The sequence below is a fragment of the Exiguobacterium sp. s128 genome, from assembly GCF_018618815.1.
Classification (GTDB): Bacteria; Bacillota; Bacilli; order Exiguobacteriales; family Exiguobacteriaceae; genus Exiguobacterium_A; species Exiguobacterium_A antarcticum.
Map to the genome: position 1 here is coordinate 22,161 of NZ_JACSMT010000016.1, position 15,673 is coordinate 37,833.

The window sequence follows — 15,673 nt, forward strand, 5'->3', positions numbered from 1 at the left end:
TTCTGATGATTAACCGCGTCGTTTTAGTCGGTCGGTTAACTCGTGACCCTGAAATGCGTTATACGCAGAGCGGGATTGCGGTAACGCGATTCACACTCGCTTGTGACCGTCCGTTTACAGGACAAGATGGGAAGCGAGAAGCTGACTTCATCGATTGCGTCGTATGGCGCAAGCAAGCAGAGAACGTTGCTCAGTATTTGAAAAAAGGGAGCCTCGCAGGTGTTGAGGGTCGCCTTCAGATTAGTAGCTATGACGATAAAGATGGTCAACGTCGTTATCGTGCAGAAGTCGTCGCGGATAGTGTTCGATTCCTAGAATCACGCAATGCAAGCCGTTCTTCCGATAGTGATAGCTACTCTTCAACTTCAAATACAGGTGGAAACGGAAATGCTGCAGGATGGGGTTCACAGCAACAGCAGAACAACTCTTCCTCGCCAGCACCCGCTTCATCTTCATCGAATTCGGGCTTCGGCGCTGATCCGTTCAGCGGCGGCAGTTCGATCGATCTTTCAGACGACGATCTCCCGTTCTAATCGGGAACGTCGGACTGAAAAATTTACTCTAAAAAGGAGGTTAATCACATGGCACGTCGTCCAGGTGGAAAACGTCGTCGTAAAGTATGTTACTTCACGTCGAACCACATCACTCATATCGATTATAAAGACGTAGAACTTCTTAAACGTTTCATTTCGGAACGCGGTAAGATTCTTCCACGTCGTGTGACTGGTACTTCAGCGAAATACCAACGTCCACTTACAATCGCAATCAAACGTTCACGTCAAATGGCTTTAATTCCATACGTAGCTGACTGATTACGGTCTAGCGCTTTTCCTTTTCGAAGGGAAGGCGCTTTTTTTCGCTTCGCTTTCAACCTGTCCTGCTTTTCGGTTATAATATACAAGTTAACGAATTTTTTAGATGAGTATATTCAGTATACAAGGAGGACGCGATGGGGTTAGGTCAGCAAGTATCACCCGAACGAGAACGGCGATTCTTTCGTTTCGTTCCGTATCTATTAATCGTGGCTCTACTTTTTGTCATTGCCGTCGATCACCCCGTTATCGCGGCCATCGGTGCCGTCTTGACGATGGGTCTGTTCGCTCTTCATATCCTGGAGGAGCGACGTGGGCGTAAGTCGTGGGAAAGTTATGTCGCCGGCATATCGATTCAGGTGGAAGACACCGGTCAGGATGCGCTGACGAACATGCCAATTGGTATTTTACTTTATGATGAAGAAACACGCGTCACCTGGTTTAATGATCCGATGCGTGAGATTTTTGATGATTTGGCAATGGGACAGGTTTTGACGGATCTTGATTCTCTGTTCGTCGAGATGATTGCGGTCGATGAAGATCAAGCGACACTCGAGATCGGCGAGTCCGTCTATCGGGTGTTTTCAAACAGTGAGAACCGGACGTTTTATCTGTTTGATATGACAGAAGAAGCCCAGGTCGAACAGCAACTCGTCGATAATCAAACGGTCATCGGTGTCATTTATCTCGATAACTATGATGAGATGACACAAGGGATTGAAGATCAGCTCCGGAGTGAGTTGAACAGTCGCGTCACGCAACTGTTGAACCACTGGGCAGCCGATCATGGTACGTACATCAAGCGGACGGCTTCCGATCGTTACTTTATCGTGACGACGGAAGAAAATTTACGGGTCTTGGAACGATCGAAATTTACAATCCTCGATACCGTCCGTGAAGAGACGAGCCAACGCGGTGTCCAGTTGACCTTGTCGATTGGGATCGGGTGTGGAAGCGATCCAATCCCAGCGCTTGGTCTGATGGCTCAATCAAGTTTAGACTTAGCATTAGGACGTGGTGGAGACCAGGTCGTCATCAAACGGGATGGCAAAGTTCGCTTTTACGGTGGAAAAACCAATCCAACGGAAAAACGTACCCGTGTCCGCGCGCGGGTCATTGCCAACTCCCTGCGTGATTTAATGCAGGAGTCGAGTCGAATCCTCATCATGGGACACCGGAATCCGGATATGGATTCACTGGGATCCTCGATCGGAATTCTGAAGTTGGCTGAAATGAATGAGAAAGAGGCACACATCGTCTTGCCGGAAGCAGAAATCGGACAAGGTATTCGACGGATGATGCATGAAATCAGTCAAGAACCAAAACTTGCGACCCGTTTCGTCAACGCGTTCCAGGCCGATCAGTTGATTGATGATCAAGCTTTACTGATCATCGTCGATACACATAAACCGTCGCTTGTCGTCGTGCCCGCTCTGCTTGAACGGTTTGAACGGATGGTCGTCATCGACCATCACCGACGGGGAGAAGACTTCATCGAAGAGCCAGTCCTCGTTTACCTCGAACCGTACGCGTCGTCGACTTCGGAACTGGTCACGGAATTGATTGAGTACCAACCGACGAACGAAAAACTGGCGATGCTTGAAGCGACGGCGTTACTCGCCGGCATCATCGTTGATACAAAAGGGTTTACGTTACGGACCGGTTCGCGGACGTTTGACGCGGCGTCCTACCTCCGCTCCCAAGGGGCGGATACGGTCTTGGTCCAAGAGTTTCTCAGCCAGGATCTTGAGACATATGTCGAACAGTCGCATATCTTAGAACGGACGGAAGTCTATACGGCCGGGATGGCGATTGCGACGGCAGAGCCCGGTGTGATTCATGATCAAGTCTTGATCGCTCAAACGGCGGATCAATTGTTATCGCTCCAAGGTATCCGAGCCGCTTTCGTCATCGCGGAATTACAGGATGGTCGGACGGCGATCAGTGCCCGTTCACTTGGTGAAGTGAACGTCCAGTTGATCATGGAGACGCTCGGTGGCGGCGGTCATTTAACGAATGCTGCGACTCAGATGACAGAATCGGTTCTGACCGTCGCAATTGAATTACGAAAAGCGATTGATCATTATTTAGCAGATGAAACAAAAGGAGAGGAAACAGAATGAAAGTTATTTTCTTGCAAGATGTAAAAGGTCAAGGTAAAACAGGGGACGTCAAAGAAGTCGCCGATGCGTATGCGAACAACGTGTTGTTCAAACAGAAATTAGCACGCCCGGCAACAACCGGAAACCTCAAACAACATGAGGCCCATGAGCGAAAAGCGGCAGAACAAGCGAAACAGGTGTTGTTAGACGCACAAGCGTTAAAAGAGAAGATTGAAAAAGAAACGATCGTCGTCTCAACGAAAACAGGTGAAGGTGGTCGGGTCTTCGGATCGGTCACAAGCAAACAAATCGCCGATGAGCTAAAACAGATGGGCTACAAGATCGATAAGCGTAAAATCGAACTCGAGCACCCGATCAAAACACTTGGCGTAACGAAAGTACCACTCAAATTGCATAACGAAGTCACAGCAACGTTAAACGTTCAGGTCAAAGAAGCGTGAGTAGAAAAGGGGACCGGTGATGAGTGATGTAATGCAAAATACGCCACCCCAAAGCATTGAGGCGGAACAAGCCGTCCTTGGGGCGATCATGATCGATGCGGATCGACTGATCAGTGCGTCCGAACGATTATTACCACAAGATTTTTATCGTGCGGCCCACCAACGGATTTTTGAAACGATGCTGGTGTTATCTGACCGTGGCGAAGCGATTGACTTAGTAACGGTCACGGCGGAGCTGAGTACGCTTGGCATCTTGGAGGAAGTCGGTGGACTCCCGTACCTCGGTGAGCTTGCGGAAGGTGTTCCGACCGCGGCGAACATCAACTATTACGTCAATGTCGTCGATCAAAAATCGACACTCCGCCGCCTGATCCGGACAGCCAATGAAATCGTCACGGATGGATATGAACGACAAAATGAGGTCGACGTTTTGCTCAACGAAGCAGAACGGAAGATTCTCGAAGTGTCACAAGGAAAAGGGAGCGCCAGTTTCATTCCGATTTCTGACGTCTTGACGAGTGCCTATGCAACGATCGATAAATTGCATAAGCAAAGTGGCGAAACGACCGGGATTCCGACCGGGTTCCGTGATCTTGATAAGGTGACGGCCGGATTCCAACGAAATGATTTGATCATCGTCGCGGCCCGTCCATCCGTCGGTAAAACAGCGTTTGCCTTGAACATCTCCCAAAACGTCGCGACCCGTGCCGACGAAAATGTGGCCATCTTTAGTCTCGAGATGGGTGCAGAACAGCTCGTCATGCGGATGTTGTGTGCGGAAGGGAATGTCGACGCGCAGCGCCTCCGGACCGGACAACTCGAAGATGAGGACTGGGGTAAGTTATCGCTTGCGATGAGCAGTTTGTCGCAAGCCGGAATCTATATCGACGATACACCAGGAATTCGTGTCAATGACATTCGGGCGAAATGCCGTCGTCTGAAGCAGGAACATGGTCTTGGTATGATCATGATCGATTATTTGCAATTGATTCAAGGGAATGGTCGTTCAAGCGATAATCGCCAACAGGAAGTCTCAGAGATTTCCCGTTCCCTGAAGTCGCTTGCCCGTGAACTTGAAGTCCCGGTCATCGCGTTATCGCAGCTGTCACGGGGTGTTGAGAGTCGGCAGGATAAACGACCGATGATGTCCGATATCCGGGAATCCGGAGCGATCGAGCAGGATGCGGATATCGTCGCCTTCTTGTACCGCGATGATTACTACAACAAAGAAACGGAAGATGCGAATACGATCGAGATCATCATCGCCAAACAGCGGAATGGTCCGACTGGTACCGTCAAACTCGCTTTCCGGAAAGAATTCAATAAGTTCGTCGATCTTGAACCAAGTAATTCCTATGCACCACCCGCTTGAACAGGTTCAAAACTCCTCTGTCGATTCCGGCAGAGGAGTTTTTTGAATCGTTATGTTTGAATATCTTGAAGAGAAAGGAAAAAAGTGAATTAAAACAGCGAATTAAACGAACGAAAAAGAATTGTAACAATTAATTGTTCGGTATTTGGTTGACTTCTGTTTTTTTCCGCGTTACACTTAGTCGTGGTTTTGAATCGTACGTGGAGGTGGATGAGAATATGTCATCAGTAGTAGTAGTCGGAACACAGTGGGGCGACGAAGGAAAAGGAAAGATCACCGATTTTCTTTCGAAAAAAGCCGATGTCGTTGCACGTTATCAAGGTGGAGACAACGCAGGACATACGATCGTATTTAATAATGAGACGTATAAGTTACACCTGATTCCTTCAGGGATCTTTTACTCAGACAAGAAATGTGTCATCGGGAACGGTTTGGTCGTCAACCCGAAATCGCTCGTCAAGGAATTGAAGTATCTGCACGATCGTGGTGTTTCAACAGATAACTTACTCATTTCAAACCGGGCACATGTCATCTTGCCATATCACCAACTGCAGGATCAGCTCGAAGAAGAAGCAAAAGGCGATGCGAAAGTCGGAACGACGCTGAAAGGAATCGGACCGTGCTACATGGATAAAGCGGCACGGATCGGAATTCGGATGGCGGATTTACTCGACAAAGAAACATTCGCAGAAAAATTACAGATTGTTCTCGAACAAAAAAATCGGATGTTCACGAAGATGTACGACGCTGAACCGATTGCGTTCGATGATATTTTCGAAGAATATTATGCATACGGTCAAGAGTTCGCGAAATATGTCTGTGACACATCGGTCGTCGTCAACGACAGCCTCGATAAAGGCGAAAAGGTATTATTCGAAGGCGCACAAGGTGTCCTGCTCGACCTTGACCACGGGACGTATCCATTCGTCACGTCATCGAATGCATCAGCGGGCGGTGTCGCATCAGGTGTCGGCGTCGGACCAGCTCGGATTGATCACGTCGTTGGTGTCTGTAAGGCCTACACGTCACGTGTCGGCGATGGTCCTTTCCCAACGGAACTGTTTGACGAAATTGGTCACCACATTCGTGAAGTCGGCCGTGAATACGGTACGACGACAGGTCGTCCACGTCGTGTCGGTTGGTTTGACTCGGTCGTCGTCCGCCATTCACGCCGGACAAGTGGTTTGACGGATCTTGCATTGAACTCAATCGATGTCCTGACAGGGATTGAAACGCTTAAAATCTGTACGTCATACGAGTTTAAAGGCAAACAGATTGACGAGTACCCAGCAAGCTTCCGCGATCTTGAAGCATGTGTCCCGGTCTATGAAGAGTTACCAGGCTGGAAAGAAGATATCACGCACATTCGGAAGTTTGAAGATCTTCCACTCAATGCCCAAAATTATGTAAAACGAATTGCTGATTTGACGGACATTTCACTCGTCACGTTCTCAGTCGGACCAGGACGAGAACAGACGGTTGTCCTGCGTGATCTGTACGAAGAAGCATAATTTTTTTCAGAGGAGCGGATCCAGATATCAAATCTGGATCGGCTTCTTTTTTGATGAGGAATCAAGCGAAAACATTCACAACATGAATCAAAAGAGCGTATACTAAAAGTAATGTTTCACGTGGAACGATGGACGTGAACGGGTCATGTAGTCAGCAGAGTGGCGTCGGGAGTTTCCGTCGCCACCTTTCTATATGCCTCAAAAACAGGTAAAATAGATTGAATAGAATTTTTTAAGGGGGAACACCCAGTGACGGAACGTAAAATCCTCGTCGTCGACGACGAGCAGCCGATTGCCGATATATTAAAATTTAAATTAGAAAAAGAAGGTTATAGTGTTGCAGTAGCAAATGATGGTGTCGAAGCACTAGAGAAAGTCGAGGAGTTCAAACCCGACCTGATCTTACTCGATATCATGTTGCCATTGATGGACGGAATGGAAGTCTGCCGCGAAGTCCGGAAGACATCAAAAGTCCCAATCATCATGTTGACGGCAAAGGATTCTGAAATCGATACGGTTTTAGGACTTGAGCTTGGCGCAAACGATTATGTGACGAAGCCATTCAGCTCACGTGAACTATTAGCGCGAGTCAAAGCACATCTACGAAATGTCAACGCAGTAGAGGCAACTCCTACGAACGCCGGTCCTGGTCCGTTAAAAGTGGGAGAACTGTATATCGATACAAATTCTCATACCGTGACACGGAAAGATCAAAAAATCGAACTCACCCAACGTGAATTCGAGTTGTTGCATTATTTAGCGAAAAACATCGGACAAGTCATGACGCGTGAGCACTTGTTACAGACGGTCTGGGGTTACGACTACTTTGGAGATGTCCGGACGGTCGATGTGACGGTGCGCCGTCTGCGTGAAAAAGTCGAGGATAACCCAAGTACACCGATCTATATCATGACCCGCCGTGGTGTCGGCTACTATCTCCAAGACGGGGAGAATGAATAACGATGTTAAAAGGAACGAACTTTTTTAAATCGATCCAGTGGAAGCTTGTCGTCATTTATGCGTTGTTGATTTTAGTCGCGATGCAAGTCATTGGTGTTTACTTCGTTCGTTCTCTTGAAAAGCAGTACATTACGAACTTCTCAAAATCTGTCGAAGACCGGGCCGGACTTGTTGCGTACAACGTCGGGAAGGAATTTGATAAGACAGGCGATGATGAAGCCTCAAAACGGCAGTTGTCTGAATCTCTTGGACAACTGCTGTCTGAGTTTAGTAGTGGCTCCACTTCAAGAAACGATATTCTCGAGGTCCAGATCATCGATCAGGACTCGATCATTCAAGCGACATCTGATGAAGACAATCAGTCGGCCGTCGGACAACGGGCGACGAATTCACTGATCAAAAAAGCCCAAGCGACCAGTTCCTCACGTGTCGATACGGTGCTTGATCCGGGGACGGAAGATAAGATTCGGATCTTTGCAGTACCTGTCACATCGGAACGGACCGGTGCGACGACAGGGATGATTTATGTCCGGGCTTCGATGGAGTCGATTTATGCTCAGATGCAACAAGTCACACGGATCTTAGCGACGGGGACAGTGATCGCACTTGTCATCACCTCGATCCTCGGTGTCCTGTTATCGCGGACGATCACTCGTCCGATTTCCGATATGCGGCGTCAGGCCATCGAAATGCGGCGCGGGAATTTCTCGCGTAAGGTCAAAGTCTATTCGGATGATGAGATTGGACAGCTCGCGCGGTCCTTTAATGAATTGACGGATGAGTTGCTCGAAGCCAATGCGACGACGGAAGCCGAGCGGCGGAAGTTGACGAGTGTCCTCGAAAACATGACGGACGGTGTGATCGCGACCGACCGGACGTTACGGGTCATCTTGATGAACGATCAGGCGAAAGATATCGTCGGAGTGGATGACGCGGGAATCGTCGGGACGAATCTGAAGGATTTGCTTGCGCTAGGAGACGACTTCATGATTCCGGAAGACGGAACGATGCCCCCTCGTTTACTTGATTTCAGTAGCGAAGACGAACTGTTTCTCGTCCGGGCCTTTTTCTCTCCGGTCAAAAAACACAGTGGACCGATTACCGGGATGATCATCGTCCTGCATGATGTCACGGAACAAGAACAAGTCGAACAGGATCGCCGGGAATTCGTGGCGAACGTCAGTCATGAACTCCGGACACCGCTGACGACGATGCGCAGTTACCTCGAAGCGTTAGCAGAAGGGGCCTATCAAGATGAGGAACTGGCCCCACGTTTCCTGGAGACGACCCAAAACGAGACAGAACGGATGATTCGTCTTGTCACCGACTTGCTCCAACTGTCGAAAATGGACAGTAAGGAATACAAGATGAACAAAGTCCGCTTTGACTACATTCAATTCTTAAATGAGATTCTCGACCGGCATGATATGACGAAACCGGAACGGATTCGTTTCCGCCGGAAGATCATGAAACGGAGAGTCTACATTCGAGGCGATCAAGATAAATTGATTCAGGTCGCGGATAATATCTTGACGAATGCAATCAAGTATTCACCGGAAGGCGGAACGATTACCGTCCGGACGATGTTGCGGGCGAAACGAATCGTCATCAGCATCAAGGATGAAGGGGTCGGGATTCCAAAAGCCAACCTACAAAAGATTTTCGAACGTTTTTACCGGGTCGATAAAGCCCGGGCACGAAAGATTGGTGGAACCGGACTGGGTCTTTCGATCGCCAAAGACGTCGTCTCGGCGCACGGTGGCGACATCTGGGCAGAAAGCGAGTGGGGACGCGGTACGACGATTTACTTTACGTTACCGTATGAGGTGATCGAAGAGGTGGATATCGGATGACGAAACAGCGACTGAAAACCGTCCTCTTGATTTTGCTTGTCAGTGGCTCGATAGTTCAGACAGCCATGCTGTGGACGTATCATCCGAGCAGTGAATCGATCGAACAGGAACAGGTGTCGTTTAATGAGATCGATGCCTCGAAGACGGTCGAAGGGAATCAGCTCGTCAATCCGGAGCTCGTCGTCTACTCGAACGGTGAAACCGCTTATCAGACACAAATCATCGGCCGGACGATCTTGAACCGGATCGGGGCTTCCTTTGATGTTGGTGTTTTAGTCTTGACGGATAAGGCCTCGAACATCCCGGCGAGCAAACGAAGTGTCGAGATGATTTTCCCGACTCCGATCAGTGCAAAGATGCTGGAGGAATTGCTCGGAGAAGACCAGATTGCGATGTCAGAACCAATCAAACGGTTGTATCTACTGGACTATGAGGGTCCGATTCTGCGGCTCGAGTCAACGACAGGACGGTTCAAGGACTTTAAATTGATTGGTGACGAGACGGTCTTAAAACGACTGTTTGCCTACGATAAGAAAAAAACGATGACGAAAGTCGAGCTGAAAGGTGGCGACTATACGTATGTCCCAAGTACGACACCTAAGCTCGAAGAAGTATTCGTCTACGATGATATCGCGCAGGATCCGAAACCACTCAGTCGGATCGAAAGTGCCTTCTTTACGGAAAATTCGAACGTCCAACAAATCAAGAGTCGGGATGACCTCGACGTCTTGACGGACGGAGTCAGCGTCTCGACGTACGACCGGGATTACAACGCGTTTCGATTCAATACGTTATCACCGAATACCCAGACGTCTTCCGTCGATTACAGTACGATCGTCAGTTACATCAATATTCACGGCGGCTGGCTTGATCAGTTGACGCAACGTAGCGGTTTCCGCTATTACTTCGATCAGATGTCGAAAACGGATGAAGAACAGGCAGCGACGTTCCGTCTGTATCTGAATCGGTATCCGGTGTTTGGCGAAGCCGGACCGTTGCTTGAGCAACCGGATTTTGATTTAGCGACAATCAAGGTGACGTTCGAGGAAAATCAAATCCGTTCGCTCAGTCGGAGCATGCTCCGGGCAGACCGGAAGCTGTTGCTTCGGGAATCCAGTTTGCCATCCGTCGAACAAGTCCAACAACAACTGCAGGCAGCAGATGTGCTGGATGAGATATCGGGCATTCGGATGGGATACAAGATGACCTACAAGATTTCAACAAGCCGCTACGCCTTGTTTGAACCGGCTTGGTTCATCAAACGGAACGGGAAATGGACCACGGTCAATCAAGCTATCGGAAAAGAGGGATAAGGTTTCATGGATTGGAGTAAAGCAAAAACATTACTGATTCTGACTTTTCTGATCCTGAACGTCTATCTTGCCGTTCAATTGATGGATCGAATGGTCGATCCCCGAGTTGTCACGACCAATGCGGATGGGAAAACCGTATTGAAGGAACGAAAAATTGATGAGAAAAAACTACAATCCGTCTCAAAAGAGATTGGATATTTGACGGCAGAAGTCGATGCCAGTTCGCTCGCCCCAAAAGCGGGTTCTTCGATTGAAGATGCGATTATATCGGTCAAAAACCAAATTGAATGGTCGGTCCGTTTGACGAAATCGTATCCGCTCGAAGCCAAAGCGATGCGTGATTCCGCGACATCATTTGTCCGGTCTTCCGTCGCATATGGTACGGATTATACGTTTTGGAAGTATGACAGCAAACATAATGAGATGACGTTTGTCCAGACGTATAAAGAACAACCGCTCTATTCGACGCCACAACAATCGCGTGAAGACGATGCGATGATTGGTCCGTCGTTGCTCGTCCTTCAGTTAAACGAACAAAAGGAAATCGTCAGCTATAAACAACGTCACTTAAACAAGGTCGTCCGTCAGGCACAAGATGTCACGTTGTTGTCGGCCAGTGAATCCATCATTCAACTGTCAGAGCAGGGATTGTTCCGAGCCTCAAAACGAATGACGAGCCAGCAGCTTGGCTACTTTTGTCTCGTGACAGAAGGAACGACGTCGGTCCAGATTTTACCGCCGACGTGGCAGATTGAACTGAATGGAGAAGAACTGTATTTCGTCAATGCGATCGACGGCGGAGTTCAGACCATCGAACGGCTTGATACCGTTTCAGAGAAATGAGGAATGCACGATGAGCCTACACTATAGCGTCCTTGCCAGTGGCTCGACGGGGAATGCCCTCTACATCGAAAGTGAACAGACGCGCCTGCTCGTCGATGCCGGATTGACTGGTAAAGCGATGATCGCCCTGTTTGATCAGATTCACCGGTCGCCGGAAAAAATCGACGGGTTGTTCGTCACCCATGAACACTCGGACCATATCAAAGGCGTCGGGATTTTAGCACGTAAATATAAGATTCCGCTGTATGCGAACGAAAAGACATGGGCAGCGATGGAGACGAAGATCGGGAAGATTGATCCCGCCCTCAAGTTCCTCTGGGAAGTCGGCGAAGTGAAACAGTTTGGTGACATCGAAGTCGAATCGTTTAACGTCAGTCATGATGCGGCCGATCCGATGTTCTTCCAGTTTGCCCACGACGGGAAACGCCTCGCCCACATCACAGATACCGGCTACGTGTCGGACCGGATGAAAGGGGTCATCCGCGGTGCTGATGCCTATATCTTCGAAGCGAACCACGATATCGGGATGCTCCAGATGGGACATTACCCGTGGAGCGTCAAACGGCGGATCCTCGGTGACTACGGTCACGTCTCGAATGAGGATGCGGCGATCGCGATGAGCGAAGTTTTGGATGATCGGACAAAACGGATCCACATGGCCCACTTGAGCAAGGACAACAACATGAAGGAGCTGGCCCGCATGAGTGTCTCGCAGACACTTACGAGCCGAGACGTCGATCTCAGCAAGATCCAGTTGCTCGATACGGATCCGGTCATTCCGACGCCGCTCTTGAAGCTCTGATTATGGGAAATTACTGAATATGCTCAAAAGACCCCCACATTTGGCTAACTCGTCACGTGATGGGGGTATACTTGTGTAAAGAGAGTTAGAAGGAGGCGTGTGTCGATGGATCGACCAGAAGAACCACGGAACGAATCGGATCAGCCTTACGCATCGACCGATGAGACAAACGGCTTTCCGCCGCGACGACCAAGTGAAGACGAGCCGGTCAGTCCTTATCGTGAATCATATGAAGAAGAACCACCCGTACCAAAACGCCGTGGCGGCGGGAAAGCCTTTTTTGTCGGCTTGATCGGCGGTATCATCGGTGCCTTGTTGATTGCCTTGATCGCCTGGCCGTTCGTCCGCGACGAGATGACAAGTGCACCGGTCTCGACCGCGATGCCGGAACAAGCGGCGACGAGTGCGACGGAATCGGAAAATGATATCGTCAGTGCCGTCAGTCAGACGAAGGAAGCGGTCGTCAGCGTGACGAATTTACAAAGTTCGTTCCAAGGTGCCGATCAAGAGACCGGTGCCGGGTCCGGGGTCATCTATAAAAAAGACGGCAATAAAGCATATGTCGTCACGAACTATCACGTCGTCGAAGGGGCAAGCCGTTTGTCGGTCACGTTATCCGACGGGACAGCGCTTGAAGCAAAAGTGCTCGGAGAAGATCCGACGTATGATTTAGCAGTCCTCTCGATCGATGCCTCAAAAGTGACGCAAGTCGTCAAACTCGGTGATTCGGATACGTTACGTGCCGGGGAGACGGTCCTTGCAATCGGGAACCCGCTCGGGATTTTTGCGAACTCGGTGACGCGTGGTGTCATCAGTGCCCAGGAACGGACGGTGCCGGTTGATACGAACAAAGACGGTCAGCAGGACTTCAATACGGAAGTCATCCAGACGGATGCGGCAATCAACCCGGGTAACTCAGGCGGAGCACTCATCAATACGTCCGGTCAATTGATCGGGATCAACTCGATGAAGATCGCCGAAGCAAGTGTCGAAGGCGTCGGTTTTGCGATTCCGATCAACGAAGCCTTGCCGATCATGCGTGACCTTGAACAAAACGGTGAAGTGATTCGTCCGCAACTCGGCATTCAGATTCGGGATGTCCAAGAGTTTCCGAGCGGTTTCCGGGAAGATCGTCTGAAGTTACCAAATGACGTCACACGCGGAATCGTCGTCGTCGGTTTGACCGGCAACAGCGGAGCGGAAAAAGCAGGAATGAAAGAAAATGATGTCATCGTCGAGATCAACGGCAAGGACATCAACTCGTTTGCCGATCTAAAAAGTGTCCTGTACCGGGATGCGAAAGTCGGCGATAACGTCAAGGTGACGTTCTACCGTGGCGGCGAGAAACAGACACTTGATGTCAAACTGTCGGCGCAAGCGGCGACAGTACAATAACAGATTCAGATCGACTACTCGTATACGTACGGGTAGTTTTTTTGTGCACAGAAAAGATAGTGTCTCTGGTTCTCATCGTATCTTGCTGACATGCGCTTTCCTCAGGCGAGGAACAAGTCGCGGGCTGCTTGCCTGTCGGCGTCGATGCCCGGGTCTCGTTTTCCTCTGACAGCGCGGACGAGCCGCGCTTTTTCCTGTAGGAGTCGCGTGCAGCGGACACGATGAAGGGATTGGTGGTGAAGGGGGAGCCGATCAAGGAAGTAACTCCAAAGAAGAGGTGTGGATAACTTTTTCCGACCGGAGAAGTCAATTTTTGTTATACTGGTAGCGGATAAATGTGGATAACTTAAAAGGAGGAGAAGACCTGTGGATAAATATGTCTGTTTGGAACACGTCGAGTTAGCACTTGACGAAGTAGTCGATGAAACGGAACAATACCCGATTTTGGAAGAGGTATCGGCAGAGAAAAACATGACCTGTGAGTACTGTGACCAGCCTGCGACATATCTTGTGTCAAGCAAAAAATAATTATCAACATGTGGACATGTGGATAACTCTGTGGATAACTCCTGAATTTTCTGTCAGAAAGCGAGAAAAATGATGCAAATTACCATTATCACGGTCGGAAAGCTAAAAGAGAAGTACTTGAAGCAAGGAATTGCCGAATATACAAAACGTCTCGGCGCCTATTGTTCGATTCAAGAAATCGAGGTGCCGGACGAAAAAGCACCGGAACAATTGAGTGATGCCGAGATGCAACAAGTGAAGAAAAAAGAGGGCGAACGGATTTTAGCGAAGATTGGACCGGATGTTCATGTCTATGCACTTGCTATCGAAGGAAAGCAACGGACGAGTGAACAGTTTGCGACAGAACTTGATCGTCTGGCGACGTACGGCAAAAGTAAAATCGCGTTTGTCATCGGCGGATCGCTCGGTCTGGCGCCGGAAGTCATGCAACGGGCGAACGATACAATTTCCTTCTCGAAGATGACGTTCCCGCATCAATTGATGAAAATGATTTTGTGTGAGCAGATTTACCGGGCGTACAGGATTAATCGGAATGAACCGTACCATAAGTAAATGCGGTTGCTCAAAAAATTTCCATGACAATAAATAGTGAGTTCCAAAAGTCAGAAAAGACGACTTTTGAGGATGGCCCTTTCTCCACCTTAAATATAGTTATAACGAAGAAGCACCAAAAACTATACGATAGCTTTTGGTGCTCTTTTTTGGTGCCTAACACCGATTTTAATAGCCTGTGAATTGGAATCAGAGAGGAAGAAGAAAAATATAGATATACAATGGTGTGAGGTGGAAAATGGACGCAATTATTTCTTTCGTTATTCTAGTTTAATTCTATACATAGTACATACTTTAAGAGAGGCATTATTTTAACTCAGCTGCCCAGCCGCCAATTTGGTATGCAGAGTAGAATTTGACAATGCTCTGGAACCCCGCCTCATCCAGTAATTCTAATATCCTTTCTTCTGGAATGAGGGGCATTTTAAGAATTCTTTGTACGTCCTCACTCTTCTCGGGGTCCACCCCGTTACTTCGAAAACGCTCTTTCCAGGCAGCAAAATTTTTGTGGAATTCAGCAGATTCTTTATCTCCAAATATACTCACAAGAATAAAGGGAGCCCCATGTTCCAGCCGTTCAGCCACGCTCTTTAACAAGTTGAGTTTAGCATTATCATCCGGCAGGAATTGGAGAACTAGGATGCAGGTAGCCATATCAAATTTACTATCAGTTGGCAATTCATGAACAAACCCTTGATGCAGTTTGACACGGTTCTCTGTACCTACCTGCCGTATTTTATGCGAAGCAATCTTCATCATTTGGTCGGAAGGGTCCACTCCTGTAAGAAACCAGCTAGGGTGGGTTTGACTAAAGTAAAGTAACTCAGCTCCTCCTCCGGCTCCAACAACCAGGAGATTTGGAGACGTTTTTTTCGGTTGATAAAAAAAAGAATCAGACATCGAAAATAATTGATCATAGGCAGGAACTGCTAAACGAATAAATGAATCATATTGTAAAGCAAAATCAGAGTTAAAATCGGGCTGGCCATTATTCATGATTAACCTCCTAAGATTTCAGATGTTGTTCATGATACCAAGGAAACTTTATCCACCCCCTTTAGAAAGAATCAAATCATTCTCTTGTTCAGCACACGTTGCAATAAATCCACTGATTGCGATAGAGTCAGATGCTCGAATCAATTCATGGATCATGGCGTTGCCTCCTTATA

At 48.5% G+C, this 15,673-nt stretch carries 15 protein-coding genes; 14 read left to right on the top strand and 1 reads right to left on the bottom strand.

The window, feature by feature from the left end:
- Positions 1-5: 5 nt before the first annotated feature.
- The 14 genes from KNQ13_RS08020 (at position 6) to rlmH (ending at position 14,504) form a co-directional block, all read left to right on the top strand.
- The gene (locus KNQ13_RS08020; protein WP_014971735.1) at positions 6-533 is read left to right on the top strand and encodes a single-stranded DNA-binding protein; all 528 of its coding nucleotides are present in this window, start codon (positions 6-8) and stop codon (positions 531-533) included.
- Between the two features lie 48 nt (positions 534-581).
- Positions 582-812 carry a 30S ribosomal protein S18 gene (gene rpsR, locus KNQ13_RS08025; RefSeq protein WP_012371896.1) on the top strand — a complete coding sequence of 77 codons (231 nt, stop codon included), beginning with the start codon at positions 582-584 and terminating at the stop codon, positions 810-812.
- Positions 813-949: 137 nt separating this feature from the next.
- Positions 950-2,935 carry a DHH family phosphoesterase gene (locus KNQ13_RS08030; RefSeq protein ID WP_014971734.1) on the top strand — a complete coding sequence of 662 codons (1,986 nt, stop codon included), beginning with the start codon at positions 950-952 and terminating at the stop codon, positions 2,933-2,935.
- Positions 2,932-3,375, top strand: a complete 444-nt coding sequence (rplI, locus tag KNQ13_RS08035; protein ID WP_014971733.1) for a 50S ribosomal protein L9 — start codon at positions 2,932-2,934, stop codon at positions 3,373-3,375. The genes KNQ13_RS08030 and rplI overlap by 4 nt, the downstream gene beginning before the upstream one ends.
- Before the next feature lie 19 nt (positions 3,376-3,394).
- Positions 3,395-4,747, top strand: a complete 1,353-nt coding sequence (dnaB, locus tag KNQ13_RS08040) for a replicative DNA helicase (protein WP_014971732.1) — start codon at positions 3,395-3,397, stop codon at positions 4,745-4,747.
- 218 nt (positions 4,748-4,965) lie between these two features.
- Positions 4,966-6,258: an adenylosuccinate synthase gene (locus KNQ13_RS08045; protein WP_014971731.1), complete on the top strand. Its 1,293-nt coding sequence runs from the start codon at positions 4,966-4,968 to the stop codon at positions 6,256-6,258.
- A gap of 249 nt (positions 6,259-6,507) precedes the next feature.
- The gene (gene yycF, locus KNQ13_RS08050; RefSeq protein WP_014971730.1) at positions 6,508-7,218 is read left to right on the top strand and encodes a response regulator YycF; all 711 of its coding nucleotides are present in this window, start codon (positions 6,508-6,510) and stop codon (positions 7,216-7,218) included.
- 2 nt (positions 7,219-7,220) lie between these two features.
- Positions 7,221-9,071: a cell wall metabolism sensor histidine kinase WalK gene (gene walK, locus KNQ13_RS08055; RefSeq protein WP_014971729.1), complete on the top strand. Its 1,851-nt coding sequence runs from the start codon at positions 7,221-7,223 to the stop codon at positions 9,069-9,071.
- Positions 9,068-10,384, top strand: coding sequence for a YycH family regulatory protein (locus KNQ13_RS08060; RefSeq protein ID WP_014971728.1), 1,317 nt, complete (start codon positions 9,068-9,070; stop codon positions 10,382-10,384). Before walK ends, KNQ13_RS08060 begins: the two co-directional genes overlap by 4 nt.
- A gap of 6 nt (positions 10,385-10,390) precedes the next feature.
- Positions 10,391-11,227, top strand: coding sequence for a two-component system regulatory protein YycI (locus KNQ13_RS08065; protein ID WP_014971727.1), 837 nt, complete (start codon positions 10,391-10,393; stop codon positions 11,225-11,227).
- Between the two features lie 10 nt (positions 11,228-11,237).
- A complete protein-coding gene (locus KNQ13_RS08070) occupies positions 11,238-12,029 on the top strand; it encodes an MBL fold metallo-hydrolase (RefSeq protein ID WP_026830485.1) in 792 nt (263 codons plus the stop codon).
- 105 nt (positions 12,030-12,134) lie between these two features.
- Complete coding sequence (locus tag KNQ13_RS08075; protein WP_026830484.1) at positions 12,135-13,424, top strand: S1C family serine protease; 1,290 nt, start codon at positions 12,135-12,137, stop codon at positions 13,422-13,424.
- A gap of 366 nt (positions 13,425-13,790) precedes the next feature.
- Complete coding sequence (locus KNQ13_RS08080; protein ID WP_014971724.1) at positions 13,791-13,952, top strand: CxxH/CxxC protein; 162 nt, start codon at positions 13,791-13,793, stop codon at positions 13,950-13,952.
- A gap of 72 nt (positions 13,953-14,024) precedes the next feature.
- Positions 14,025-14,504 carry a 23S rRNA (pseudouridine(1915)-N(3))-methyltransferase RlmH gene (gene rlmH, locus KNQ13_RS08085; RefSeq protein WP_012371884.1) on the top strand — a complete coding sequence of 160 codons (480 nt, stop codon included), beginning with the start codon at positions 14,025-14,027 and terminating at the stop codon, positions 14,502-14,504.
- A 306-nt stretch (positions 14,505-14,810) separates the two neighbouring features.
- Here the strand turns inward: rlmH and KNQ13_RS08090 are convergent, their stop codons facing one another.
- On the bottom strand, positions 14,811-15,500 hold the full coding sequence (locus KNQ13_RS08090; RefSeq protein ID WP_209548315.1) for a class I SAM-dependent methyltransferase: 690 nt from the start codon (positions 15,498-15,500) through the stop codon (positions 14,811-14,813).
- Between the last annotated feature and the right edge of the window lie 173 nt (positions 15,501-15,673).